23 protein-coding genes and 1 riboswitch are annotated in these 26,117 nt (G+C 70.9%); of the genes, 15 read left to right on the top strand and 8 right to left on the bottom strand.

Translation table 11 applies throughout. From position 1 onward, the window contains the following. Window position 1: 1 nt before the first annotated feature. The 5 genes from trpC to FVE89_RS13860 all read right to left on the bottom strand — a co-directional run bounded on the left by trpC (window position 2) and on the right by FVE89_RS13860 (window position 6,245). On the bottom strand, window positions 2-889 hold the full coding sequence (trpC, locus tag FVE89_RS13840) for an indole-3-glycerol phosphate synthase TrpC (RefSeq protein ID WP_160534517.1): 888 nt from the start codon (window positions 887-889) through the stop codon (window positions 2-4). Then, window positions 886-1,923: an anthranilate phosphoribosyltransferase gene (gene trpD / locus FVE89_RS13845; protein ID WP_160534518.1), complete on the bottom strand. Its 1,038-nt coding sequence runs from the start codon at window positions 1,921-1,923 to the stop codon at window positions 886-888. Before trpD ends, trpC begins: the two co-directional genes overlap by 4 nt. Before the next feature lie 36 nt (window positions 1,924-1,959). Continuing rightward, a complete protein-coding gene (locus FVE89_RS13850) occupies window positions 1,960-2,574 on the bottom strand; it encodes an aminodeoxychorismate/anthranilate synthase component II (RefSeq protein ID WP_160534519.1) in 615 nt (204 codons plus the stop codon). A 247-nt stretch (window positions 2,575-2,821) separates the two neighbouring features. Next, window positions 2,822-4,339 (bottom strand): anthranilate synthase component I, encoded by a 1,518-nt coding sequence (gene trpE / locus FVE89_RS13855; RefSeq protein WP_160534520.1) that lies wholly within the window; start codon window positions 4,337-4,339, stop codon window positions 2,822-2,824. A 4-nt stretch (window positions 4,340-4,343) separates the two neighbouring features. Continuing rightward, window positions 4,344-6,245, bottom strand: a complete 1,902-nt coding sequence (locus tag FVE89_RS13860) for a peptidylprolyl isomerase (protein WP_160534521.1) — start codon at window positions 6,243-6,245, stop codon at window positions 4,344-4,346. A 185-nt stretch (window positions 6,246-6,430) separates the two neighbouring features. Between FVE89_RS13860 and tpiA the strand changes: the two genes are divergently transcribed. Both tpiA and ppk2 read left to right on the top strand, forming a co-directional pair. Further along, the gene (tpiA, locus tag FVE89_RS13865) at window positions 6,431-7,192 is read left to right on the top strand and encodes a triose-phosphate isomerase (protein WP_160534522.1); all 762 of its coding nucleotides are present in this window, start codon (window positions 6,431-6,433) and stop codon (window positions 7,190-7,192) included. Between the two features lie 86 nt (window positions 7,193-7,278). After that, complete coding sequence (gene ppk2, locus FVE89_RS13870) at window positions 7,279-8,190, top strand: polyphosphate kinase 2 (protein WP_160534523.1); 912 nt, start codon at window positions 7,279-7,281, stop codon at window positions 8,188-8,190. Between the two features lie 9 nt (window positions 8,191-8,199). On the opposite strand, the gene FVE89_RS13875 is transcribed toward ppk2, so the two are convergent. Both FVE89_RS13875 and FVE89_RS13880 read right to left on the bottom strand, forming a co-directional pair. Next, window positions 8,200-8,658, bottom strand: a complete 459-nt coding sequence (locus FVE89_RS13875) for a nuclear transport factor 2 family protein (protein ID WP_160534524.1) — start codon at window positions 8,656-8,658, stop codon at window positions 8,200-8,202. 199 nt (window positions 8,659-8,857) lie between these two features. After that, on the bottom strand, window positions 8,858-10,987 hold the full coding sequence (locus tag FVE89_RS13880) for a methyl-accepting chemotaxis protein (protein ID WP_348644691.1): 2,130 nt from the start codon (window positions 10,985-10,987) through the stop codon (window positions 8,858-8,860). Here FVE89_RS13880 and secG point away from each other — a divergent pair. The 4 genes from secG (at window position 10,961) to FVE89_RS13900 (ending at window position 15,249) form a co-directional block, all read left to right on the top strand. Then, window positions 10,961-11,392: a preprotein translocase subunit SecG gene (gene secG, locus FVE89_RS13885; RefSeq protein WP_160534525.1), complete on the top strand. Its 432-nt coding sequence runs from the start codon at window positions 10,961-10,963 to the stop codon at window positions 11,390-11,392. The two genes, FVE89_RS13880 and secG, sit on opposite strands and share 27 nt — an antisense overlap. 143 nt (window positions 11,393-11,535) lie before the next feature. Further along, on the top strand, window positions 11,536-13,164 hold the full coding sequence (locus tag FVE89_RS13890; protein WP_160534526.1) for a CTP synthase: 1,629 nt from the start codon (window positions 11,536-11,538) through the stop codon (window positions 13,162-13,164). 58 nt (window positions 13,165-13,222) lie between these two features. After that, the gene (locus FVE89_RS13895; RefSeq protein WP_160534608.1) at window positions 13,223-13,675 is read left to right on the top strand and encodes a DNA polymerase III subunit chi; all 453 of its coding nucleotides are present in this window, start codon (window positions 13,223-13,225) and stop codon (window positions 13,673-13,675) included. A gap of 2 nt (window positions 13,676-13,677) precedes the next feature. Continuing rightward, window positions 13,678-15,249, top strand: a complete 1,572-nt coding sequence (locus FVE89_RS13900) for a peptidase S10 (protein WP_160534527.1) — start codon at window positions 13,678-13,680, stop codon at window positions 15,247-15,249. A gap of 27 nt (window positions 15,250-15,276) precedes the next feature. On the opposite strand, the gene FVE89_RS13905 is transcribed toward FVE89_RS13900, so the two are convergent. After that, window positions 15,277-16,311 carry a DUF4424 family protein gene (locus FVE89_RS13905; RefSeq protein ID WP_160534528.1) on the bottom strand — a complete coding sequence of 345 codons (1,035 nt, stop codon included), beginning with the start codon at window positions 16,309-16,311 and terminating at the stop codon, window positions 15,277-15,279. 147 nt (window positions 16,312-16,458) lie between these two features. Then, a riboswitch (cobalamin riboswitch) is annotated at window positions 16,459-16,653 on the top strand. A 33-nt stretch (window positions 16,654-16,686) separates the two neighbouring features. Between FVE89_RS13905 and FVE89_RS13910 the strand changes: the two genes are divergently transcribed. The 9 genes from FVE89_RS13910 (at window position 16,687) to FVE89_RS13955 (ending at window position 26,064) form a co-directional block, all read left to right on the top strand. Next, window positions 16,687-16,866 carry a CbtB domain-containing protein gene (locus tag FVE89_RS13910; protein WP_160534529.1) on the top strand — a complete coding sequence of 60 codons (180 nt, stop codon included), beginning with the start codon at window positions 16,687-16,689 and terminating at the stop codon, window positions 16,864-16,866. Between the two features lie 16 nt (window positions 16,867-16,882). Beyond that, window positions 16,883-17,620 (top strand): CbtA family protein, encoded by a 738-nt coding sequence (locus FVE89_RS13915; RefSeq protein ID WP_160534530.1) that lies wholly within the window; start codon window positions 16,883-16,885, stop codon window positions 17,618-17,620. Further along, window positions 17,613-18,014: a DUF1636 domain-containing protein gene (locus FVE89_RS13920; protein ID WP_160534531.1), complete on the top strand. Its 402-nt coding sequence runs from the start codon at window positions 17,613-17,615 to the stop codon at window positions 18,012-18,014. Before FVE89_RS13915 ends, FVE89_RS13920 begins: the two co-directional genes overlap by 8 nt. Beyond that, a complete protein-coding gene (gene cobW / locus FVE89_RS13925; RefSeq protein WP_160534532.1) occupies window positions 18,011-19,045 on the top strand; it encodes a cobalamin biosynthesis protein CobW in 1,035 nt (344 codons plus the stop codon). Before FVE89_RS13920 ends, cobW begins: the two co-directional genes overlap by 4 nt. A 60-nt stretch (window positions 19,046-19,105) precedes the next feature. Next, entirely contained in the window at window positions 19,106-19,711 is a 606-nt protein-coding gene (locus FVE89_RS13930; protein ID WP_160534533.1) for a Uma2 family endonuclease, read from the top strand. Window positions 19,712-19,722: 11 nt separating this feature from the next. After that, window positions 19,723-23,067, top strand: a complete 3,345-nt coding sequence (cobN, locus tag FVE89_RS13935) for a cobaltochelatase subunit CobN (RefSeq protein WP_160534534.1) — start codon at window positions 19,723-19,725, stop codon at window positions 23,065-23,067. 74 nt (window positions 23,068-23,141) lie between these two features. Beyond that, window positions 23,142-24,599 (top strand): precorrin-3B synthase, encoded by a 1,458-nt coding sequence (locus tag FVE89_RS31140; protein WP_246730748.1) that lies wholly within the window; start codon window positions 23,142-23,144, stop codon window positions 24,597-24,599. Continuing rightward, window positions 24,596-25,285 (top strand): precorrin-8X methylmutase, encoded by a 690-nt coding sequence (locus FVE89_RS13950; protein WP_281408972.1) that lies wholly within the window; start codon window positions 24,596-24,598, stop codon window positions 25,283-25,285. Before FVE89_RS31140 ends, FVE89_RS13950 begins: the two co-directional genes overlap by 4 nt. Further along, window positions 25,285-26,064 (top strand): precorrin-2 C(20)-methyltransferase, encoded by a 780-nt coding sequence (locus FVE89_RS13955; RefSeq protein ID WP_160534535.1) that lies wholly within the window; start codon window positions 25,285-25,287, stop codon window positions 26,062-26,064. Before FVE89_RS13950 ends, FVE89_RS13955 begins: the two co-directional genes overlap by 1 nt. Window positions 26,065-26,117: the final 53 nt, after the last annotated feature.

Here is a 26,117-nt window from a genome sequence, read left to right on the forward strand (position 1 = left end):
CTCAGCCCTTCTTCCCGGCCTTGCCGGCCTTGCCGTCATCCTGGCCGAACAGCAATGCGCGGGTCGCCGCCGTCACGTCGGCCTGCCGCATCAGGCTCTCGCCGACCAGCACCACGCCGAGGCCGTGCCCCCCGAGGCGGGCCACGTCGGCATGGCCGCCGATGCCGCTCTCGGCCACCGCGATCCGGTCCGAAGGGATGCCGGCGCCGAGGCGGATCGCCGTCTCGAACGAGACCTCGAAGGTCTTGAGGTTGCGGTTGTTGATTCCGATCATCGCGGTGCCGAGGGGGATCGCCCGGGCGAGCTCGGCCTCGTCGTGGATCTCGACCAGCACATCCATCCCGAGTTGATGCGCCGTCTCCACCAGCGCGACCGCCTCGTCGTCGTCCAGGCAGGCCATGATGACGAGGATGCAGTCCGCCCCCCAGGCCCGGGCCTCGTAGACCTGATAGGGCTCGAACATGAAGTCCTTGCGCAGGACCGGCAGCCCGCAGGCGGCGCGGGCCGCGGTCAGGTATTCCGGCCGCCCCTGGAACGAGGGTTCGTCGGTCAGCACCGACAGGCAGGTCGCGCCGCCGGCCTCGTAGGCGGCCGCCAGCGTGGCGGGGTCGAAATCGGCCCGGATCAGGCCCTTCGAGGGCGAGGCTTTCTTCACCTCGGCGATGAGGGCCGGCCGGCCCTCCGCCAGATGGGCGCGGATCGCCGCCGCGAAGCCGCGCACCGGATCCGCCTGCGCGACCTTGCGCTCGAGCTTGGCGAGCGGCACGCGCAGCTTCGCCTCCGAGATCTCGCGGCGCTTATAGGCTTCGATCCGGGCGAGCACGTTCGGCCGCTCGGGCGGCGCCGCGGCGCCGGTCTCGTGGATCGGCTCTTGCGTCAGCGAGCTCATCGGCCCTCCTGCCCGTTGGAGCGGTCGTTCGAAGCCCGGACAAGGCGGGCGAGCGTCGCCCGGGCCATCCCGGAATCGATCGCATCCTGCGCCCGCGCGAGCCCGTCCGCCAGGGAGGGCGCCGCCCCCGCGACGACGAGTGCCGCGCCCGCGTTGAGTGCCGCGATGTCCCGATAGGCGTTGCGCGCGCCGGCGAGGACCGCCTCGAGCGCCCGGGCGTTGTCGACAGGGTCGCCACCGCGCAGTTCCTCGGGCGCGCGCAGCGTCAAGCCGAGGTCCCGCGGGTCGATGGTGAAGCGGGAGACCCGGCCATCCTCAAGGGCGACGACCCGGGTCGGACCGGTGACGGTGATCTCGTCGAGCCCGTCGGAGCCGTGGACGGTCCAGACCCGGCGGCTGCCGAGTTCCGCGAGCACGCGGGTCAGCGGCTCGGCCAGCGCCTCCTGGGCGACGCCGAACAGCTGGTAGGCGACGCCGGCCGGATTGCTCAGCGGCCCCAGCAGATTGAAGATCGTCCGCACGGGCAGCTCCGAGCGCACCGGCGCGACGTGCCGCATCGCCGGGTGGTGGGTCTGCGCGAACAGGAAGCACAGGCCGGCCTCCTCCAGGCAGCGGGCCTGACCCGCGGCGTCGAGGCCGAGCTTCACGCCCAGCGCGGCGAGCACGTCGGCGGCGCCGGAACGGGAGGTCGCGGCGCGGTTGCCGTGCTTGGCGACCGGCACGCCGCAGGCCGCCACCAGGACGGCGGCGAGCGTCGAGACGTTGACGCTGCCGGAATGGTCGCCGCCGGTGCCGACCACGTCGATCGCCCCCTCCGGGGCCATGACGCGGGTCATACGCGCCCGCATGGCCTCGGCGGCGCCGACGATCTCCTCGACGGTCTCGCCGCGCACCTTGAGGGCGGTCAGGAAGGCGCCGGCCTGGACCGGCGTCACCTCGCCCGACAGCAGATCGTCGAAGGCCGCGCGCGCTTCGGCGCGGTCGAGGGCGAGGCCCCCGGCGACCTTCGCGAGATGGGGTCTGAAACTGTCCATGCGCTCTGTCGAAGGGCCGCCCCGGCCTCCTTCGGGTCAATGCACGTCGGAGCGGGTCCTGTCACGCGCCGCGTTCCAGGCGGCGGCGAGATCCAGAAAATTCTTCACGATCACGGCACCGTGCTGCGAGCGGATGCTCTCCGGATGGAATTGCACGCCGTGGAGCGGACGCTCGGCATGCTCCAGCCCCATGATCAGGCCATCCGCCTCGGCGGTGACCTTCAGCGCCTGTGGGCAGCTCGCGCGGTCGACCACCAGGGAATGGTAGCGCGTCGCCTCGAAGCTGTCGTTGAGGCCGCGGAACAGGCCGCTCGCGCCATGGCGGATGGTCGAGACCTTGCCGTGCAGCGGCAGCGGCGCCCGCACCACGTCCCCGCCGAAAGCCTGCCCGATCGCCTGAAGGCCGAGGCAGACGCCGAAGATCGGGATCTCTTCGGACAGATCGCGCACCACGTCGAGACAGATGCCCGCCTCGTTGGGCGTGCAGGGGCCGGGCGAGAGCACGATCGCGTCCGGCGCCTTGGCGCGGATCTCTTCGACGGTCATCGCGTCGTTGCGGGCGACCTCGACGGCGCCGCAGAGCGGGCCGATCAGATGGACCAGATTCCACGTGAAGGAATCGTAGTTGTCGATGACGAGGACGTTGGACATCAAACAATCCGCCGGTTGGTGGCGGTGTGACGGCGCCGATAGGGCGCGTCAACCGGTTCGCTATTCGGTTCAGGGACTGCGCTGGGAATTGGTGCCGGGAGGGCGGCGGAAACCCGTCTGCTTCTTGCGAAGCCCCGGCGGATCCCCTCGCCGAGTCGATACCGCCGGCCCAGCTAAGGGCAAGGTCATGTAAGGCCGTGTCGGACCGAACGCTACCATCCTTCCGAGGGTCGGCCTGAAAAACCGATCATTGCCCCCGCTTCGCCTGCGCGGCGAAACGCACCGCCTCCTCGGCGGCCCGGAACAAAGCCTTGGCCTTGTTGACGCATTCCTGCTGCTCGGAGGCCGGATCGGAATCGTACACGATTCCGGCACCGGCCTGGACGTGCATCCGCCCGTCCTTCACCACGGCGGTGCGCAGCACGATGCAGGTATCCATCTCGCCCCGCGCACCGAAATAGCCGATGCAGCCGGCATAGGGTCCGCGCTTCTCGCGCTCCAGCTCGTCGATGATCTCCATGGCCCGCACCTTCGGGGCGCCTGAGACCGTCCCGGCCGGGAACCCCGCCGCCAGGGCGTCGAGCGGGTCGTGGCGCGGATCGAGGTCGCCCTCGACGTTCGACACGATGTGCATCACCTGGCTGTAGCGCTCGATGAAGAACGAATCCGTCACGCGCACGCTGCCGATCCGCGAGACCCGGCCGGCATCGTTGCGGCCGAGGTCGAGCAGCATCAGGTGCTCGGCGCGCTCCTTCGGATCGGCCAGCAGCTCCTCGGCCAGGGCCGCGTCCTCGGCCGGCGTCGCGCCGCGGCGGCGGGTGCCGGCGATCGGGCGCACCGTGACCGTCCCTTCGCGGACCCGCACCAGGATCTCCGGCGACGAACAGACGATCTGGAAGGACTCGAAGTCGAGATAGCAGAGGAACGGCGCCGGGTTGGTGCGCCGGAGCGAGCGGTACAGGCTGAAGGCCGGCAGGGTGAACGGCGCCGAGAAGCGCTGCGAGAGCACCACCTGGAACACGTCGCCCGCGACGATGTACTCCTTGGCCCGCGCCACCATGGCGGAGAACGCGTCCGGCGTCGTGTTGGAGACCGGCTCGGGATGGGCGACCGCGGAGAGGTCCACCCGGGCCTCGATCGGCAGCGGCCCTTCGAGCGCTTCCGCCACCCGGTCGAGGCGCTGGAGCGCGTCCTCGTAGGCCGCCCGCGCAGCGACGCCCGATGACGGCCGCACCGGCGTCACCACGGTGATGAGGTCGCGGATGGAGTCGAACACCACCATCACGCGTGGCCGTACCAGGATCGCATCCGGCACGCCGAGCGGATCCGGGTTCGGCTCCGGCAGCCGCTCCATGGCGCGGACCATGTCGTAGCCGAGATAGCCGAACAGGCCGGCCGCCATGGGCGGCAGATCCTGGCCTTCGTCCCCGATGGCGCTCTCGGCGATCAAGGCGCGCAGGCTCGCGAGCGGCGCCCGGTCGTCGCGCTCGAACTGGCTCAGGTCAGCCCCGCGGGCGACCGCGGGCGCGCCGTCCCGGCAGCGCCAGATCAGGTCCGGATCGAGGCCGATCATCGAGTAGCGCCCGCGCACGGCGCCGCCCTCGACGGATTCGAGCAGGAAGGCCGGCCCCGCATGCCGCGCGCGCAGCTTGAGGAAGGCCGCGACCGGCGTCTCAAGGTCGGCGACGAGGCTCAGCGCGATGAAGCTCGGCTCACCAGCCTCGTAGCGCCCCGCGAAAGCCGCGTAATCGGAAGCCTCGGCCATCGCGTCAATACTCGCCGCCGATGGCCCGGCGCAGGGCCGTCGCATCGACCTTCACGCCCGCGTTCTTCTCAACCTCGGTGATGTATTCGGACAGCACATCGTCGGCGAGCGCGGCCTGGAAGTTCTGGGAGATCGTCCTGTCGCTGGGGCTGTCGGCGACGAAAGCCGGCATGGTCGCGGACGTCACCTTGAACACCGCCCGGGAATCGTTCGCCGCCGCGGTGCCCGCCTTGCCGATCGGCGTCGCGAAGATCAGGTTGATGTCGTCGGTGGTCAGCATGTCCTTGGCTTGGTTGCGTGTCAGGTCCTGCGCTTCCTGCAGGTTGACGCCGACCTCCCGAGCGATGTCTTCCATGGACTCGCCCTTGTTGATCTTCTCCACCAGCTCGCGCCCCTTGGCCTGGAGGCGCTTGGCGATCTCGGTGGCGGTCCAGCCGGCCTTCACGCCGTCCTTCACCTGATCGAGCGGCTTGTCGTGCGCGGGATCGATGTTGGTCACGTCGTACCAGACGTAGCCGCCGGCTTTGGTGCGCAGGGGCTCGTTGTCGCCGCCGATCTCGGCGCGGAACAGGGCCGGCAGCGTGGTGTCGGCATCCGGGATGTCGGTGACCTTCTTGCCCTCGGGATCCTTGCCGTTCGGATCGACCGCCTTCACGGTGATCAGCTTGAGGCCCCGCTCGGCCGCGATGTCGGCGAGCGGCTTGGCGCCGGCGCGCTGATCCTCGATGGCGTCGCGGGTCGTCTCCATGGCGTCCCGGGCGCGGGCGAGGGCGAGGCCCTTGCGGATCTCGCCCTCCACCTGCTCGAACGGCTTCACGGTCCCGGGCTCGATCTTGGTCACGCGCAGCAGCACCGTGCCGAAGCGGCCCTGGACCGGCTGGCTCACACCGCCCTCCGGCAGCGCGAAGGCGGCGTCGGCCACCGCCGTGTCGAACAGCTCGGCCTTGCTCAAAGTCCCGAGGGTGAGGTCCTTGTCGTCGGTGCCCCGCTCCGTCGCGACGGCTTCGAAGGTCTTGGAGCCGTCCTCGATCGCCTTGCGGGCCGCCTCGGCGGCGTTGGTGTCGGGGAAGACGATCTGCTGGATCGTGCGCTTCTCCGGGCTGCCGAACTTATCCTTGTTCAGGGCATAGGCCGCGCGGGCGTCAGCATCGCTGATCGCGTCGGGTTTGGCCATCGAATCCGGATCGACCACCAGCAGGTTGGCAGACCGGAATTCAGGCGCGCGGAAACCGGACTTGTTCGCCTCGTACCAGGTCTTCAGCTCGTCCTCGGTCGGATCCGGGATCTGGCCGGCGGTCGAGGGGGTCAGCATCAGGTAGGCGGCCGCGCGGCGCTCGGTGGTGTAGCGGTGGACGGCCTCGCGCAGGGCCACCGGCACGTGCAGATCGGACGAGACGGCCTCCGCGAGTTGCAGGCGCGCGATCACCGCGCGCTGCTCGCGCACGAACATCCCCTCGTTCAGGCCCGCCCGCTGCAGGGTCTGGTAGAACAGCTGCGGCTCGAACTGTCCTTGTGCGTTCTGAAAGCTCTTCTCCTCGTGGATCGCCCGGATCACCGCGGAATCCGGCACGGCCAGGCCGAGGTCGTGGGTCTTCTGATCGAGGGCCGCCTCGGTGATCAGCTGGGCCATCACCTGACGGTCGAGGCCGAGCATCCGGGCCTGATCGGGGGTGAGCGCGCGTTTCAGCTGCGCCTGATAGCGCTGAATCTGGTTCTGATAGGCCTGGCGCACCTGCTCGGTGGTGATCGGCGTGCTGCCGACCTTGGCCACCTGATTGCTGGCGCCGCCGCGGAAGAACTCTTCCACGCCGAAGATGCCGACGCCCGCGATCAGCAGCGTGAAGATGATCGTCAAGACGATCTTGCCGAGCCAGTGCTGGCTGGCGTTGCGGATGCCCTGAAGCATGGTGTGCGATCGGATACCTGCGGCGGCCGCCCCGTCGCCGGGCCGGCGCTTGACCTGAAAGGCGACCGCGATAGACCATTCGCGTCCACAGGCAAAGGCTCGGCTGTCTGCGCGGTTTGCACGCCCAAGCTCCCTCTGGTACGGCCGCGGCAACTTGCGGACGGCACAGCGAGGCGGGGACGGGAATGACGCAGTCGGGACGCAGACCGCTGGTCGCCGGCAACTGGAAGATGAACGGCACGCGGGCGTCGATCCAGGTGGTCGAGGCGATCCGCGACGGGCTTTCCCCGGAATTGGCCAGCCGCATCGACGTGCTGATCTGCCCGCCCGCGACGCTGATCAGCGCCTGCGTGGCCGCGGCGGCCGGCTCGCCCATCGCCATCGGCGGCCAGAACCTGCATGCCCGGCCGAGCGGCGCCTTCACGGGCTCGATCTCGGCCGAGATGCTGGCCGATCTCGGCGCCCGGTACGTGATCGTGGGCCATTCCGAACGGCGCGCCTACCACCACGAGACCGACGACGGGGTCCACGCCAAGGCGCTCGGCGCCCGGCGGGCCGGCCTGTGCGGAATCATCTGCGTGGGTGAGACGATCGAGGAGCGCGAGCAGGGCCGTGCGCTGGACATCGTCCGCGCCCAGCTCGCCATCGGCCTGCCGAAGGGTGCGACCGCGGCCGACACGGTGATCGCCTACGAGCCGGTCTGGGCGATCGGCACCGGCCGGACACCCACCCCGCGCGACATCGCCGAGGTCCACGCCTCGCTGCGCGAGATGCTCGACAAGCTCGTGGGCGACGAGGCGCAGAAGATCCGCATCCTCTACGGCGGCTCCGTGAAGCCGGGCAATGCCCGCGAGCTCCTGTCGGTGGAGAATGTCGACGGCGCGCTGGTCGGCGGCGCGAGCCTCGTGGCCGAGGATTTCCTCGGGATCTGCGCCGCCTACGCGTGAGGCCGCCAGCGCGGGAGGCAGGCTTCTCGGGGCTGTCACACGATCCTGTTTAACGGTCGCGGTGCGCAACCACCGCGATTCGGATCATGACGGACGCTCATTCCCAAGCCGACGCCAATCTGTTGGAGACGATCCGCCGCGAGATCCTCGACAGCTACGATGAGGAAATCGAGCTCGGGTTCGGAGAGGACCGTCTCGATAGCCTCGACGCCGGCGCGGGATCCGGCCTCGACCGTCGGTTCTACTTCCGGGAATTGCTGCGCCTTCAGCACGAGCTGGTCCGGCTCCAGGACTGGGTACAGCACGAGAAGCTGCGCGTGGTCGTCCTGTTCGAGGGGCGCGATTCCGCCGGCAAGGGCGGCGTGATCAAGCGGATCACCCAGCGCCTGAACCCCCGCGTCTGCCGGGTAGCGGCTTTGCCCGCGCCGAACGAGCGGGAGCGCACGCAATGGTACTTCCAGCGCTACATCGCCCACCTGCCGGCCGGCGGCGAGATCGTGCTGTTCGACCGGTCCTGGTACAACCGCGCCGGCGTCGAGCGCGTCATGGGCTTCTGCACCGAGGCGGACGTCGAAGAATTCTTCCGCTCGGTGCCCGAGTTCGAGCGGATGCTGGTCCGCTCCGGCATCATCCTGCTGAAGTACTGGTACTCGATCACCGACGAGGAGCAGGCCCTGCGCTTCAACCTGCGCATCACCGATCCGCTGAAGCAGTGGAAGCTCTCGCCGATGGATGTCGAATCCCGCCGGCGCTGGGAGGACTACACCCGCGCCAAGGAGGATATGCTGACGCGCACGCACATATCCGAAGCGCCCTGGTGGGTGGTCGAGGCGGTGGACAAGAAGCGGGCGCGGCTGAACTGCATCAGCCACCTGCTGGAGCAGATCCCCTACGGCGACGTCGACCATCCGCCCGTACAACTGCCCGACCGGGTCCGGCACGCGGACTATATCCGCGCACCGATCCCACCGGAGATGCACGTCCCGGCCAAGTACTGAGGGCTGCCTTCAGATCTTGAAGGCCTGACGCGCGAGCAGGCGCCAGCGATCCCCATCGCGATGCCAGACCTGCAGGACGCCGATATGCACCGGCGCGGACTTGCCGTCGGTCACCACCTCGCCGGTGAAGACGTGCCGGGCGATCGCGTCGTCGCCCACGACCGAGGCCGAGCGGTCCGAGAGGGTGATGCTCGGGAAGGTCTGGCGCTTGCTGGCCAGCGGCGCGATGAAGGCCTTCTTGTCCTGCACGAGGCCGCTCGAATGGCCGTAGCTGAGCCCGTCGAGGGTCAGCGCGTCGAGGGCGGCATCGTCGCCGGCGAGCAGGGCCTTGGTCAGGGCATCCACCTGCGCCTCGACGGCGGCCCCCTGCCCCGCCGCATCCTGCTCAACGGCCTTGGACGGCATCGTGTGGAGAAGAACCGGCGCAGCGAGGGCAGCGGCGAGCGCCGAACGGCGTGCGATGATCATGGCGTTTGAACTCCCGGCGCGGGGCGGCGCGAGGGATGAGCCGCCGTCGCGATTGTTTTTGTCGAACGTGCGAAGTCTTAACGCACCATTCCGCAGACCGTAACCGTCCGCGGCTTTTCCAATTCGCCATATCTTTCCGCGCGCGCCAGATTCCCTCGTCCCCGGTGCGCCGCAGTCCGAAGGCGTGGGGCCGGCGCCCTCAAGCCGCGCGAAGCCGTGCAAGCAGGCGCTCGACCTCCCCGCTCAGATCATCCACTTGGCGGGACACGCCCGCAGCGATGTCCAGGACACGGTTCGCGGCGGCGCCGGTCTCGGCTGCGAGGCTGGCCACGCCCTCGACGGTCTCGCTGACCGCATCGGCGCCGCTCGCCGCCTGCCCGACATTCCGGACGATCTCCTGCGTGGTGACGCCCTGCTGCTCCACGGACGCCGCGATGGCCGTCGAGACACTGTCGAGATCGTTGAAGCGCGACGTGAGTTCACCGATGGCGGTGACCGCTTCGCGGGTCGCCGCTTGGATCCCGCCGATCTGCGTCGCGATCTCGTCGGTGGCCTTGGCGGTCTGGTTGGCCAATTCCTTCACCTCACCGGCGACGACCGCGAAACCGCGCCCGGCATCGCCTGCCCGGGCGGCCTCGATCGTTGCGTTGAGCGCGAGAAGGTTGGTCTGGCCGGCGACCGCGGAGATCATCGTCACGACATCGTTCACGCGAGTCGCCGCCTCGCTCAGATGACGCATAAGCGCCGCCGTATGCTCCGCCTCGGTGCTGCTGGCCCGCGTCAGGGCGGCGGCCTCCGTGGCGCGGCGCGCGATCTCGCTGACCGACGCGCCCAGTTCCTCGGCTGCCGCCGCGACGGCAGCCGTCGCGCTGGATGCCTCCTCGGCGGCCCGTGCGGCATTCCCTGAGCGCCCGGTGGTCGTCTCCGCGAGACGCGACATGGATTGGGCCGTCTGGCGCAGTTCGACCGCCGAGTTGGCGACGGTCCGGACGACCGAGCCGATCGCCGCCTCGAAGGCATCGGCCAAGGCCTCGTTCTGCGCCCGGCGCTCCCGCTCCCGGCTGGCCTCGGCCGCGGCGGCGCGGGCCGCGGCGTCGTCGGACAGGCGCAGCTTGAAGGCTTCGAGGCAGCGGGACATCGCGCCGACCTCATCGCTCCGGCCGAGGCCGGGAACCGGCGCGGCGTAATCGCCTGCGGCCACCCGGTCCATCGCGGCTCCGATCCCGGCATAGCCCTTCAGGAGAGCCCGATAGGCGAATCCGGCCAGGGTCAAAACGCCGGCGCCGCTGGCCGCCAGGGCGGCGATCAGGATGAGGAAGAGGAAGCGCGCCCGCGCCTGGAGCGCAGCGACCGCGGCATCGATCCGGTGCTCGATCAACCCGTAGAGGTCGTCGAGCGGCCTCATGATCTTCGCCTTGTAGGCGTGATAGTCCGGAGAATGAAGCAGCCCGATGGCCCGCATGCGATCCCGCTCCGGGTCAACCGCCGCGAGGGGGTGACCCGCGGCGTCCTTCCCCTCCACGAGATTCATCGCCTCGACCTCGAGCTGAACAAGTCCGTCCGAGTTGCGCACCGCTTCTGCGAGGGCATCGGTTTCCTGCTGGCTGAAGCCGAGCCGCGTCATCAGGGCCTGGACCGAGACGGCTTCATCATCGGGGCGGGGCTTCGGCAAGCCGGCAGAGATATAATCCCAATAGATGCGGTAGTACTCCCGGGGCCGCGGTTTCTTGCCCGCCCGGATGTCGATGACATCGAGATACTGCTGCTTGTAACGCGGATCCCCGGTGACGACGTATGTTCGACCGAGCCGCGTCAGGTCGTCCGAACTCTGGCGGATCTCATTCGCCAGAAGGATGGATCGGAGTCGATTCGTGTTGGATCCATCAATATCCCTGACCGCATTTTCGTAAAGATAAATCGATACCAGCAACAGGACCACGAGAATCAAATTCAGCGCCGATAGGATGGCGAATTTTCGCGCGATCGACATGCAGGAGATCCGAAAGTCTTCTGGCCGCTCGAATGCAAACTGCAGGGATTTGTCCGGGAATGTCCATGGGGTGTCTCGATCGACGTATCTTCTGAGGACCTTTCCGCCTGCCTCTGCCGCCGCTCCCGACCGGGTGGCGCGGGCGTGAACGCCCGGCCGCCGAGTTGGCGGCGGCGCCCGGGTGGTGTATGGGCCTGCGCAGATTTCGAGCTGGCGCCGCCGGGCGCCGGCTATCGCGTGCCCGCCTTCGGTCCTGCGGACCGGCTTTCCGGGATCGACGCGCGTCGCTGGAAGCTCACGTCCGGAACACCGATGCAGACCGTCCTGATCGTCGTCCACCTCATCATCGTGCTCGCACTGATCGGCGTCGTGCTGCTCCAGCGCTCCGAGGGCGGCCTCGGGCTCGGCGGCGGGGGCAGCGGCGGCGTCGCCGGGTTCATGACCGGCCGCGGCCAAGCCAACGCCCTGACGCGGGCCACCGCCATCCTGGCGGCCCTGTTCTTCGCCACCAGTCTGCTGCTCGCCGTCCTGTCGCACCGCTCGCAGGCGCCGAAGTCGATCCTCGACACCGGCGCTCCGCAGGGCGCAGGCCAGCCGGCCAAGCAGCCGACCGGGGCCGACAACCTGCTCGACACTTTGCGCCAGCAGCAGGACCGGGCGCCCGCCACGGCGCCGGCGCAGCCAGCCCCGGCCAAGCCCGCCCCAATACAGCCGGCGGTGCCTGACGCGCCGCAATCGCGCTGACGGCGCGAACCCGCGACTCACGCGAGCCCTGACGGACCGGCCCCGGCCGGCCCGTCCATGCGTCCAGCAATCCCCAGCCCTGGCACGGGCCGGGGCATTCGGCGTTTGGCAAACGCCAGCACCTTCTCTATGGATCGAGGCCCATGACGCGGTACGTTTTCATCACCGGCGGCGTGGTTTCTTCCCTGGGCAAAGGGCTGGCCTCGGCCGCCCTGGCGGCAGTGCTCCAGGCGCGCGGCTACCGGGTCCGGATGCGCAAGCTCGACCCGTATCTCAACGTCGATCCGGGCACGATGAGCCCGACCCAGCACGGTGAGGTCTTCGTCACCGACGACGGCGCCGAGACCGACCTCGACCTCGGCCATTACGAGCGCTTCACCGGCGTGCCGGCGAGCCGGGCCGACAACATCACCACGGGCCGGATCTATCAGGACATCATCGCCAAGGAGCGGCGCGGCGACTATCTCGGCGCCACCATCCAGGTGATCCCCCACGTCACCAACGCCATCAAGGAGTTCGTCCTCGACGGCAACGACGTGTTCGACTTCGTGCTCGTCGAGATCGGCGGCACGGTGGGCGACATCGAGGGGCTGCCGTTCTTCGAGGCGATCCGCCAGCTCGGCCAGGAGCTGCCGCGGGGCACCTGCTGCTACGTCCACCTGACGCTGCTGCCCTACATTCCGTCGGCGGGCGAACTGAAAACCAAGCCGACGCAGCATTCCGTCAAGGAGCTGCGCTCCATCGGCATCCAGCCCGACATCCTGCTCTGCCGCTGCGACCGGGACATCCCGGCCGACGAGCGGCGCAAGCTCGCCCTGTTCTGCAACGTCCGCGAGACTGCGGTGATCGAGGCCCGGGACGTCGCCTCGATCTACGAGGTCCCGCTGTCCTACCGGAAAGCCGGCCTCGACCGGGAGGTGCTCGGCCATTTCGGCCTGGAGCACGGCGAGGAACCGGATCTCAGCCGCTGGCGCACCATCGCCGAGCGGGTGCGCAACCCCGAGGGCGAAGTCTCCATTGCCATCGTCGGCAAGTACACGGGGCTGAAGGACGCCTACAAGTCGCTGAGTGAGGCGCTGATCCATGGCGGCATCAGCCACCGGGTGAAGGTCAACCTCGAATGGATTGAGGCCGAGGTGTTCGAGCGCGAGGATCCCGCGCCGTTCCTGGAGGGCCTGAACGGAATCCTCGTGCCGGGCGGGTTCGGCCAGCGGGGCGCCGAGGGCAAGATCCGCGCGGCGCGCTACGCCCGGGAGAAGCGGATTCCCTATCTCGGCATCTGCTTCGGCATGCAGATGGCGGTGATCGAGGCGGCCCGGTCGCTGGCCGGCCTTCCGGAGGCCAACTCGACCGAGTTCGGCGACACCGCCGAGCCGGTGGTCGGCCTGCTCACCGAGTGGCTGCGCGGCAACGAATTGGAGCGGCGCGCGGCGGCGGGCGATCTCGGCGGCACGATGCGGCTCGGCGCCTACGACGCGAAGCTCGATCCCGAATCGAAGATCGCGCAGATTTACGGGAGCACGGAGATCTCGGAGCGGCACCGCCACCGCTACGAGGTCAACATGGCCTATCGCGAACGGCTGGAAGCCCAGGGCCTGCGCTTCTCCGGGGTCTCACCGGACGGGCTCCTGCCCGAGACGGTGGAGCATGTCGGGCACCCGTTCTTCATCGGCGTTCAGTTCCACCCGGAGCTGAAGTCACGCCCCTTCGAGCCGCACCCGCTGTTCAAGGGTTTTGTCGGCGCGGCGATCGAGCAGAGCCGGCTGGTGTGAGGCCGCGGCGGCGCGCCGCTCCTCGCGCCGACGCGCGGGACCCTATATGCCTGCCGCCGTGACCGAGATCCTGTTCTACCACATGCAGCGCCAGCCCCTGGAGAAGGTGCTGCCGAACTTGGTCGAGCGTTCGCTCGACCGGGGCTGGCAGGCCGCGATCCAGGCGGCCAGCGAGGAGCGCCTGCAGGCGCTCGACGACCATCTCTGGACCTATTCCGACGAGAGCTTCCTGCCCCACGGAACCGACCGGGAGCCCGACGCGGGAAGCCAGCCGGTGGTGCTCACCCTGCGGGACGTGAACCCCAATGCGGCCTCGATCCGCTTCCTCGTGGAGGGCGCCGACCTGCCGCCGGATGCCGGGTCCTACGAGCGGATCTGCATCCTGTTCGACGGGACCGATCAGGACGCCCTCCTGCGTGCCCGTGAGCAGTGGAAGCAGGCCAAGGCGGCGGGTCACGCGGTCGCCTATTGGCAGCAGGACGATTCGGGCCGCTGGAACAAGAAGGCGTGACCGTGCACCTCAGCAAACGTCTTGCCGCCGCCCTCGGCCTCGTCCTGGCGCTGGGCGCGCCTCTGTCGCTCAGCGCCCAGGACGCGGCGCACGGCCATCCCCAGCCGGAGGCCCGCCAGGCGCCCCGCGGCCCGGAGGGGCGCCGCCTGCCGCCCGATTCGGTGACGCAGCAGAGCGTGACGCTGCCGGACGGCCGGAACCTCGCCTTCACCGCCACCGCGGGAAGCCTGCCGCTCGTCGATGAATCCGGCAAGCTCCAGGCCGAGATCGCCTACGTGGCCTACACGATGGCGCCGGAGGCCGGGCGCGCGCGCCCCGTCACCTTCGCGATCAATGGCGGCCCCGGTGCGGCCTCGGCCTACCTGAACATCGGGGCGATCGGCCCCTGGCGGCTGCCCACGGGCGGCGACAGCATCAGCCCGTCGCAACCCGTGGCGCTCACCGCCAACGACGGCACGTGGCTCGACTTCACCGACCTCGTGTTCATCGATCCGGTCGGGACCGGCTACAGCCGCGCGGCGGACGGCAACGGCAAGGCCTACTGGTCGATCGATTCCGACGCCTCGACCCTGGCGGCCGCCATCGCCCGCTATCTGCGGGTCAACGATCGCATGGCGGCCCCGAAATTCTACGTGGGCGAGAGCTACGGCGGCTTCCGGGGGCCCCTGATCGCCGAGAAGCTGCAGGAGGAGATCGGCGTCGGCCTCTCCGGGATGGTGCTGCTCTCGCCCGTGCTCGACTTCGGCTGGCTGGAGACGCCGAGGGCCAATCCCTGGGGCTACGTGCTCAAGCTTCCCTCGCTCGCGGCCGGCGCGCTGGAGCGGAAGGGCACTGTGCCGACGCCCGCCCTGCTCAGGGAGGCCGAGGCCTACGCCTCCGGCCCCTACCTGACGGACCTGCTGAAGGGCCCGTCCGACGCCGGCGCGGTGGCGCGCATGACCGACAAGGTCGCGCCACTCGTGGGGCTCGACGCCGCGCTCGTGCGGGCTCAGGCGGCCCGGCTGTCCACCCGAAGCGTCCAGCGCGAAATCGACCGGGCCGAGGGCCGGGTCGCCAGTGCCTACGACACCGGAATCACCGGCTGGGACCCGAATCCGGACGCGGCACAGTCCAGCTTCGAGGATCCGCAGCTCACCGCGCTCCAGGCGCCCCTGACGAGCGCCATGCTCGATCTCTACGCCCGCACGCTGAAATGGCCCGTGCCGAACATGCGCTACGAGCTCCTGAGCAACGCCGTGAACCACGGCTGGAGCTGGGGCTCGGGCCGGCAGGCGCCGGAGGTGCTCTCCAACCTCAAGGGGGCACTGGCGCTCGACGGGCGCCTGCGCGTCCTCGTGGCGCACGGCTTCACGGACCTCGTGACCCCGTACTTCGCCTCGAAGCTGCTGCTTGCGCAGGTCCCCGCCTACGCGGCCGGCCGCCTCGATCTGGCGGTCTATCCCGGTGGGCACATGTTCTACACCCGGCCCGATTCGCGGGCGGCGTTCCACCGGGACGTGGCGCGGCTCTACGCGGATGCCCTCAAGGCGCGCGAGGGAGATGCGGCTCCCGGGGGCGCGAAGGTCGAGCCCTGACGGCGGATCGCTCCGTCGGGGCGGCCGTCAGATCGGGGGCGCGGCTGAAACGCGCGGCGCGCTCTTCAGGAAGAGCACGTCGATATCGCGCCGCGGAACGTAGTCCTTCACGACCAATTCGACGGTGGTCGGACCGGTCTTCCTGAGGGGGCTGGCGCAGAACGCGAGCAGCGTGGCCGGATCACCCTTGTCCACGATCAGCCTGAACGTGCCGATCGCCCCGATACCTGTCGGCATCACGTAGGTGAGGTACTGCTCGTAGGCCTGGAAGAAGCGGCTGCCATCCGCGCTTGCCCGCCGATACAGGGCCTGGGCGGTCCGCGCGAAGGCGGGATCCGTGCAAAACTTGTCCGCGTAGCGCGCCATCTGCGCCGGTCCCAGATCCGGAGAGCCGAACGACAGGCTGGACTGGCCGCCGAGACTCGGCGTGAAGCTCTGGTGAATCGCGAGCCCCCGTCCGGCCGGGAAGACCTGCCGACGTGCATACCGCGATTTCAGCGTCCAGAGCGGGACGTCGGAGATCGTCCCGTCCCGATGCACCTGCCGGTCGAGGAAGCCGGCCTCGATCAGGGCCTTCCGGCGCTGCTCCGAGAGACGGCGCAGGGGAACCGCCGTCGCCGCGACGGTCGGTATCAAGGGGATTCCCAGGCTCTTGAGTTCGTCGGTGATCTCGAACGCTTGCCCTTCGCGCATCAGAAAGGCGTGCTGATCGAGCTGCCACGGGACGGCTTGGCCGTCGACCGTAGCCTCGAAGGCGAGGAAATTGGCCTGCGCCGGATCGGGGATGGAAACCGCCAGCGTCGGCGCGCCGACGAGATCGGGCATCGGGAACGTCAGGGTGGCCTCGATGTCGGCGCCGGTCGGGTTGCGGAACTGGTAGTCGACCCTCACGTCCCGCTCCGAGAGATAGAGGTCTTCCGACACGAGCGTGATCGCGCCTGCCGGTTCGAGGACGAGCCCCCCCGCCTTGAGCGCGCCTTCGGTGTCGTCGGCCCGGACCGGCAGGGATGCCGCCGCGAGGAAGGCGAGGGTCAGCGCAAGGGTCAGCGACAGAATCTTCATCACGTTCACGCGTCAAAGTTCGGGGCCGTGCGTCACCGGATGGCCAGTGCGACCGTGTGGACATCCGTCTCGCCCGCCGATCCCGCCATTTGCGAGGCGGCGGACATGATTCCGCTGCGCCTCCGTTGTGCGAGGGCTGTCATGCGTCTACAACGATCGCGTGACGGTGCCCCGGCGACGGGGTGAAAAGGGAATGCGGTGAGGGGCGCGAGCCTCGAATCCGCGGCTGCCCCCGCAACTGTGAGCGGCGAGCGCCTGCCGAGGGCCACCGGAGGGATCCGGGAAGGCGGCAGGGGCGTCGAGCCGCGAGCCAGGAGACCTGCCGTCACGACAGGATCCCGTGTTGCCGCCGGTGGGGCGGCTGGAGACAGACTGATGACCACCTCGACCCTCGCCGTCGCCGTCGGTACCCGTTCGTCGGAGCGCCCGCTGGCCGTTGCGCTCGCGGCTGTTCTCGGCCTCGGCCTGCTGTTCATGGTCGGCTTCTCGCCGGCGATCGCGTTCCACAACGCGGCCCACGACTTCCGGCACACCCAGAATTTCCCCTGCCACTGACGCCATCGTCACAGGGATGATCATCCGGCTCCTGTCGGCGGCCCTGGCCGCCGGCTTCTTCGCGGCCGTCGTCGTGACGGGCCTCGAACTGACGCTGACCTCGCCGCTGATCGTGGCGGCCGAGCGCTACGAACAGGCCGAGCCCGGCCATCAGGCCGCCCGCGCGCTGCCGATCGTCCTGGCGCATGCCGGGCACGATCACGCGGCGCCCGACGCCGCGCCGGAATGGCAGCCCGGCCCGGGCCTGCCGCGCATGGCGTTCACCGGGTTGGCGACGCTGGTCGGCGCCGTCGGCTACGCGCTGCTGCTCGGCGCCGTGATGCTCGCCTGCGGGCGGGAGCCGACGCCGCAGGTCGCCCTCGCCTTCGCGATGGCGGGCTTCGCGAGTGTCGCCCTCGCGCCGGGCCTCGGGCTGCCGCCGGAACTGCCGGGCAGCGAGGCGGCGCCTCTGGCCGTCCGGCAAGCCTGGTGGGTGATGACCGCGGCGGCGACCGGCATGGGCCTCTACCTGATCGCCGTGCGGCGGTCGCTGATCGCCATCCTGGGCGGCCTCGTGCTGATCATCGCGCCGCACGTGGTCGGCGCGCCCCAGGCGCCGGAGGGAACGTCCGCGCTGCCGGCGGCTTTGGCCGCGCAGTTCGCGGCGCGCTCGCTTGCGATCAGCTTCGTGTTCTGGATGCTGCTCGGCCTTGGGCTCGGCCGGGCGTGGCAGGTCTTCGGACGCGAGACGGCGCGGGGGATGGCCCGTGCCTGAGACAATCCTCTACGTCTGCACCACCTGCCGCCGCGAGGACGACGATCCGGACGGACCCCGGGCCGGCGCCCGCCTGCTCGACGCCCTGCGGGATCGCGCCGGGGGCGCTCCGGATCTCCGGGTCGAGCCGGTGGAGTGTCTGTCGGTCTGCAAGCGGCCCTGCACGGTGGCGGTCGCCTCGGCCGATCGCTGGACCTACGTGTACGGCGACATGGACCCATCCGCCTCGGCGGAAATGATCCTGGCGGGGCTCGCCGCCTACGCCGCGACGCCGGACGGCATCGTGCCCTGGCGCGAGCGCCCGACCGAGTTCAAGAAGGGCGTGATCGCCCGGATCCCCCCGTTTCCCGCACCGCGCCCGCTTCCGGCCGGCACTCTGGAGGCCGCCGAATGACCCGCGTCGCCAAGATCCCCTGCACCATCGTCACGGGCTTCCTGGGCGCCGGCAAGACGACGCTCGTGCGCCACGTCATCGAGAACGCGAAGGGCCGCCGCCTCGCCATCCTGGTCAACGAGTTCGGCGATGTCGGCTTTGACAAGTCGTTCCTGGCCGCCTGCGGGGTCGAGGGCTGCACCGAGGAATCCATCGTCGAGCTTCCGAACGGCTGCATCTGCTGCACGGTGGCGGACGATTTCGTGCCCGCGCTTGAGACCCTTCTCGGCCGCGCCGAGCCGCCGGAGCACATCCTGATCGAGACCTCCGGCCTCGCCCTGCCGAAGCCGCTGGTCCAGGCGTTCCAGTGGCCGGCGATCCGCTCGCGGGTCACGGTGGACGGCGTGGTCGCGGTGGTCGATGGGCCGGCGGTCGCCGCGGGCGCCTTCGCGGAGGATCCAGAGGCCTTGGCCGCCCAGCGCGCCGCCGATCAGTCGGTCGATCACGACAACCCGCTGGAGGAGGTGTTCGAGGACCAGCTCCTCTGCGCCGACCTCGTCGTGCTCAACAAGGCCGACCTGATCGATGCAGACACCCGCGCCCGGGTCCGCGCCGAGGTGGAGGGGCACCTGCCCCGCGCCGTGAAGGTGGTGGAGACCGAGAAGGGTGCGATCGATCCTCGGGTCCTGCTGGGCCTCGGCGCCGCGGCGGAGGATGATCTGGACGCCCGCCCCTCGCATCACGGCGAGGGCGAGGATCACGATCACGACGATTTCGAGACCGTGGCCCTGCCGATCCGCCCGGCGGTGACGGCGGCCGATCTCGCGGCACGGGTCGAGAAGGCGGCCGAGACCGCGGGCGTGCTGCGGATCAAGGGCTTCGCCGATGTCGAGGGCAAGGCGATGCGCCTCGTGGTGCAGGGTGTCGGCCGCCGCGTCACTCACCATTTCGACCGGCCCTGGCGGGCGGGCGAGGCCCGCGACGGGACGCTCGTGGTGATCGGCCTGAAGGGGTTCGACCGGGACGCGGTGGCGGCAGCGCTGGCGGGTTAGGGATTTCCTGCCGCGCATGGCAGGATGACGGGTGCTGGGGCCGAGGGAGAGCCTCGAACCATGCTGGATCGCAAGCCTGAGCCGATGGGGGTCGCGGCCTTTCTCGCCTGGGCGGAAGGGCAGGCCGACCGCTACGAACTCGTCGGCGGCGTGCCGGTGCGGATGATGGCCGGTGCGCGCAACGTCCATGACGATATCGTGGTCAACCTGCTCACCCTGTTGCGCACGCATCTGCGCGGCAGCGGCTGCCGTCCCTTCACCGCCGACGGCAGCGTCGAGACCCTGCCGGGTCAGGTCCGCCGTCCGGATGTCGGCGTCGATTGCGGCGCGCGGGATCCCGCGGGCCTGATGGCGGCGGAGCCGCGCCTCGTCGCGGAAATCCTGTCGCCGACGACGCGCGATTTCGACACCTTCGCCAAGCTGGCAGAATACCGGACGATGGCGAGCCTCGCCCATATCCTCCTGATCGAGCCGAATGCCCCCGAGGTCCGGTCATGGTCCCGCGGCGCCGAAGGGGCTTGGCAGGAGATACGCATCGCCGGCCTCGACGGCGCCATCGACCTGCACGCCCTCAAGCTGCGCCTGCCTTTGGCAGAGATCTACGACGGCGTGATCTTCCCGGCCCGGCCGCGCCTCCTGGCCGACGAGCCGGGAACGGGCGCGTAGACGGCGCCTCGATGCATCTGGTGCGCATCGATGCCGTCTCCCTCGACGAGGGCGAGGCGGCTTTGGATCTCGGGCAGGAGCCCGGCGACTGCGTGGTGCTGTCCTTCACCGACAGCGACCTCTCCGGACTCGCGCGGGCGCATGCCGCTGAGGCCGGCCTCCCGAGCCTGCGCCTCGCGAAGCTCGCCAAGCTGCGCCACCCGCTGTCGGTCGATCTCTATGTCGAGCGCATCGTGGCGCGCGCCCGGATCGTGGTGATCCGCTGCCTCGGCGGCCTGGATTACTGGCGCTACGGCGTCGAGCGCTGCGCCGAGGCGGCGCGGGCGCACGGGGTGGTGCTGGCCGTGCTGCCGGGCGACGACCGGCCCGATCCGCGCCTCGCCGCCTTCTCCACCGATCCGGCGCTGGCGGACCAGCTCGATCGCTATTTCCGCGCCGGCGGGTCCGAGAACCTGCGCCGGATGCTGCGGCTGCTCGCTGCCCGGACGGGCCTTGATCTCCCGGTCGAGCCCCCGCTCCCGCTGCCCCGCGGCTTCGCTTGGTGCCCGGGCTGCTGCACGCCGCCCCTCGATCGGGCCGTCGCGGCGGCGAGGACCGCGATTCCGCTCGCGGGCGCTCGGGCCGAGCCCCTCGCGCTGCTGCTGGTCTACCGCTCGGCGGTGCTCGGCGGCGATACCGCGCCGTTCGTCGCCCTGATGGCGGCCCTGCGCGCCCGCGGGATCGGCGTCCTGCCGATGGCGGTGTCGAGCCTGAAGGAGCCCGCGGCTGCGACCGCGGTCACGGAGGCCGTGCGCGCTCGGCGGCCGGACCTCGTCATCGCCGCCACCGCCTTCTCGGCGCGTGAGGACGGCAGCGACTTCGTGCTCGACGGCGCCGACTGCCCGGTGCTCCAGGCCTTCACGGTCGGGTCCCCGCGCGCAGCCTGGGACGCCTCGGCCCGGGGGCTCGGCGCGGCCGATCTCGCCATGCAGGTGGCGCTGCCGGAATTCGACGGCCGCCTCTCGGGCTTCCCGATCTCCTTCAAGGAAGAGGCGCCCGAGATCGAGGGCTTCGCCGAGCGGCGGGCCGTGCCCTACGCGCCGGGGATCGCGGCGCTCGCCGAGCGGGCCGCCGGCTGGCTGCGGCTCGCCGCCCTGCCCCGGGTTGAGCGGCGCATCGCGATGGTCCTGTCCGATTACCCCGCGCGGGGCGGCCGGGCCGGCTTCGCGGTCGGCCTCGACACGCCGGAGAGTGCCCGGGCCATCGCCGCGGACCTCGCCGCCGCGGGCTATGCCGGGCGTGATCTGCCCGAGGCCGGCGCGTTGATGACGGCGCTCACCGAGGGGCCGCCTGAGTTCTGCGTGCCGCTCGCATCCTACCAAGCGTGGCTCGACGTCCTGCCGGAGGAGATCCGCGGTGCGCTCATCGACGCCCGGGGCGCGCCGGAGAAAGACGCCGCCTGCGCGGATGGGGCTTTCCGCTTCCGGATGGTGAGGGCCGGCACCGCAGATGCGCCGAGCGGCGGCCTCACTGTCTTCCTCCAGCCCGACCGCGGGCGCGATCCCGACCGCAAGGTCGGCTACCACGATCCCGAGCGCGTCCCGACCCACGCCTATCTCGCCTTCCATCTCGGGCTGCGGCAGCGTTTCGACGTGCTGGTCCAGCTCGGCACCCACGGCACGACCGAGTGGCTGCCCGGCAAGGCCGTGGCCCTGTCGCCGGATTGCTTCCCGGCGCTCTGCATCGGCGCCCTGCCGGTGGTCTATCCGTTCATCGTGGACGATCCCGGCGAGGCCGCCCCGCTCAAGCGCCGCCTCGGCGGCGTCGCGCTGGGCCATCTGACGCCGCAGACCGCCGCCCACGACCTCTCGCCCGAGGCCGCGCGGCTGCGCGAACTCGTGGAGGAATACGCCGCCGCCAGCATCCTCGATCCGCGCCGCGCCACCCTGATCGCCCAGGCCATCCTGGAAGAAGCGCGTGATTCCGGTCTGCTCGACGGCGCCGGGATCGATGCCGACACACCGATGGACGAGGCGCTGACCCGGCTCGACGCCCATCTCTGCGACCTCGGCGAGACCAGTTTTCGCGACGGGCTGCACGTCTTCGGCCGCGCCCCCGATGGGGTCCCCGCCCCGGTGACGGCGAGCGCGGCCGCCGAGCGGGCCGGATTCCTCGCCGCCCTCGACGGAAGGTTCGTCCAGCCCGGCCCGTCCGGCTCCCCGTCCCGGGGGCGGGCGGACGTGCTGCCGACCGGACGCAACCTCGCGACCCTCGATCCGCGGGCGATCCCGAGCCGCGCCGCCGCGCTCCTCGGCGCGAAGGCCGCCGAGGCCGTGGTGACGCGCTACCTTCAGGATGAGGGCGCCTATCCGGCCCGGATCGTGATGGATCTCTGGGCCTCGCCGACCCTGCGGACCGGCGGCGAGGACGTGGCGCATGCGCTGGCCCTGATGGGCGTCCGCCCGGTCTGGGACCATGCCAGCACCCGCGTGACCGGCTTCGAGGTGCTGCCGCTGGCCCTGCTCGATCGGCCGCGCATCGACGTGACGGTGCGGGTCTCCGGCGCGTTCCGCGACACGTTCCCCGACACGCTGGCGCTGATCGACCGCGCCGCCCGGGCGGTGGCCGACCGCGACGAGGCCGACGACGAGAACCCCCTGGCGGCGTCCCGACGGCGCGGCGAGACGGGTGCCCGGGTCTACGGCGCGGCGCCGGGCCGCTACGGCGCGGGCACGGCCGCCACCGCGCTCGACGGCACCTGGGACAGCGGGGCCGATCTCGGCCGCGCCTATCTCGCCGCCAGCGCCCACGCCTATGGCGACCGCGAGGGGCCGGATTCGGATTTCGCCGCGCGGGTCGCCGCGGCCGACGCCTATCTGCACGCCTTCGACGCGGCCGAGCGCGACTTGTTCGACGGCGACGCCGCGGTCGACGCGATGGGCGGCTTCGCGGCCGCGGCGGCGCTGCAGGAGGCCCGGCCGGCGCTCTACAGCCTGGACGTCTCGGTGCCGGAACGCCCGAAGGCCCGCACCGCCCGGGAGGACGCGGCACGCCTGATCGGCGGCCGTCTCGCCGATCCCCGCTGGATCGCCGCGCAGCTGCGCCACGGCTACCGCGGGGCGCAGGAGCTGGCCCAGGGGCTCGACGCGGTCTTCGTGCTCGCGGCGACGAGCGAGGCCGTGACCGATGCCGGCTTCGACCGGCTCTACGCGGCCTGGATCGCCGACGCGGAGGTGTTCGAGCGCCTGCGCGCGGCCAACCCGGCGGCGACCCGGGCGATCCTGAAACGCTTCGACGAGGCCCGCGACCGCGGCCTCTGGCACAGCCGGCGCAACGCCCTGCCGGCCGATGCGCTCCTGCGGGAGGCGGCCGCGTGAACGCGCCCGCGCATCGCCGCGTCCTGCCCGAGGCGCCCCAACGCAGAGGCTGGTGCCCCGGCCTCGCCCGCCCGATGCCCACGGGAGACGGGCTGCTGGCGCGGGTCCACCCGCCGCTGGGAATCCTGTCGTTGGATCAGGCCCGTGCCGTAGCGCAGGGCGCACGGCTTTACGGAAACGGCCATCTCGACCTCACGGCCCGGGCCAACCTGCAGGTCCGCGGTGTCTCCGAGGCGAGCAGCGCGCCGCTGGCCGGGCTGCTCGCTCAGGTCGGCCTCGGCGATCGGCGGGCCGATGGCGGCCCGCAACGCCTGACCCTCACGCAACCGCTCGCGGGCCAGGATCCGGCCGAGCTGATCGACGTGCCGGCCCTCGCCCGGGCGATCGAGGCGGCGGCACTCGATATTCCCGGCTTGCCCGCCAAGACGCTGGTCGTGGTGGAGGGGCGCCGGGACGTGACAGCGCCGGAGGCCGATTGTCTCGTGACGGCCATCGATGCCGCACAGGTCGACGTCGCGATCGCCGCGGCGGACGAGATGCACAGGGTGACGGACTGTGCCGCGACCGAAGCCCCCGCCGTCGTAGCCGCGCTGCTCACGGCCTTCGCCCGCACCGGCCGCCGGCGGATGCGCGATCTGTCGGAGGATGAGCGGACGCGCTTGGCAGAGGCACCGATCGCTTCAACGCGGGGACAGGATCGGCAACCCGGATGTCCCGCGCGCGCTCCCTCCCCCCTCTGCGGGGGAGGGTGGCCCGATGGGCTCCTTCTGCGTCAGCAGGGGTCGGGAGAGGAGAGCGACGGTGCAGATCGAGGCTCCGGCCTTCATGTAGGCCACGCCCCTTCCGGAAGCGGGGCTCCCCTCTCCCGCCCCCCTTCGGGGGTCACCCTCCCCCGCAAAGGGGGGAGGGAGATGCGCGGAGGGACTTTCGCGCCGGCGGCTGGCCTTCATGAGAGCGGACGCGCTCACATCCTCGCCCTGGACGCCCCCTTCGGCCGCTGCACCGCGGATGCCCTCGACCGCCTCGTCTCCGCCGCGGAAGCTGTCGGCGCGGATGCGCTCCGCCTGTCGCCGACGCGCGGCTTCGTCCTGCTCGCCCCGGTCGGCGCGCCGGCGGCCGCGGCGCTGCCGGACCTCGCATCGGACTTCATCGTCGCGCCCGACGATCCGAGACGCAGCGTCGACGCCTGCACGGGGGCCCCCGGCTGCGCCTCCGGCTCGACACCGACGCTCCTCGATGCCGAGCGGCTCGCCCAGACCTTCCAGCCGCTGGCGGCGCAGGGCTACACGGCGCACGTCTCCGGCTGCACGAAGGGCTGCGCTAGGCCCGGCCCCGCCGACCTGACTCTCGTCGGCGCGCAGGGCCGCTACGGCATCGTCATCGGCGGCGCGCCCGGCGATGAGCCGGCGATTCACCTCCCTATCGAGGCCGTTCTGGAGCGGTTAGGAAGGGCCAAGACTGTCGGGCTTTCCGCCGCATTCACGTCGGATACGGCCCGAGCAGACGACAGAAGGGACGGAAGACCGGCATGAGCGCGAGCCAGAATGCCCTGCGCCCGGCAGGATCGGAACAGGCGGCCCACGAGCCCCCCTCCCGCTACGATTACATCCGCGACGGCGGCGCCATCTACGCGCGCTCCTTCGCGATGATCCGCGCCGAGGCCGATCTCGCCCGCTGGTCCGGCGCCGCCGAGCGCGTGGTCGTGCGCATGATCCATGCCTGCGGCATGACCGACCTTCCGGCCGACGTGGAGATGTCGGACGACTTTGCCGAGGCCGGCCTCGCCGCGCTCCAGGCCGGGGCGCCGATCCTGTGCGATGTCCGCATGGTCGCCGACGGCGTCACCCGGGCGCGCCTGCCGGCTGCCAATCCGGTGCTCTGCACGCTGGGCGATCCGCGCGTGCCGGATCTCGCGAAGGAGCTCGGCACCACCCGTTCGGCCGCCGCCATGGAGCTGTGGCGCGCGCACCTGCCGGGCAGCGTCGTGGCGGTGGGCAATGCGCCGACCGCCCTGTTCCGCCTGCTCGAACTGCTCGACGCCGGGGTGGCGCCCCCCGCCGCGGTGATCGGCATCCCGGTCGGCTTCGTGGGCGCTGCGGAATCCAAGGAGGCTCTGGCCCGGGACGGCCGGGTGCCCTTCGTGGTCGTCCACGGGCGGCGCGGCGGCAGCGCCATGACGGCCGCCGCCGTCAACGCCCTCGCCAGCGAGATCGAGTGATGGACGGGTTCGAACGGCTCGATGCGCCCGCCGAGGCGCTGCCCGCGGCCGCGGTGACCGGCACGCTCTACGGCGTCGGGATGGGCCCGGGCGATCCGGACCTGCTGACCGTCAAGGCGCAGCGGATCCTGATGCGGGCGCCGGTGCTGGTTCATTTCTGCAAGCGGGGCAAACGCGGCAACGCCCGCACCATCGCGGATGCGGTCCTGCGCGATCCCGCCCGCGAATTGGCGCTCGCCTATCCCTACACGACCGAGATCCACCCCGAGCACCCGGACTACGTGGCGGCTCTGGCCGGTTTCTACGACGACGCGGCCGGCCGGCTCGCCGACCATCTCGGCGCCGGGCGCGACGTGGCGATCCTGTCGGAAGGCGATCCGTTCTTCTACGGCTCGTTCATGCACCTGTGGCGGCGCCTGAAGGACCGCTTTCCCGTGGAGGTGGTGCCTGGGGTCACCGGGATGTCGGGCTGCTGGACCCGGGCCGGGACGCCGATCACCTGGGGCGACGACGTCCTGACGATCCTGCCCGCGACCCTGTCGCTCGACAGCCTGACCGAGCGCCTGCGCGGCACCGATGCCGCCGTGGTGATGAAGCTCGGCCGCCACCTGCCCAAGGTGCGCGCGGCTTTGGCCGAAGCGGGGCTGCTCGAGCGGGCGGTCTATGTCGAGCGCGGCACCATGGCGGGCGAGCGCGTCGTCATGCTGGCCGACAAGGCCGACGACGACGCCCCGTACTTCTCCATGGTGCTGCTGCCAGGCGAGGGGCGCCGGCCGTGAGCGATGCGACGGATCCTTGTTGGTCCCGCAGCCGCCCATTACGTTGGGTCGGC

Origin of the sequence: Methylobacterium sp. 2A (genome assembly GCF_009806555.1) — a bacterium.
In the GTDB taxonomy this organism is placed as follows: Bacteria; Pseudomonadota; Alphaproteobacteria; order Rhizobiales; family Beijerinckiaceae; genus Methylobacterium.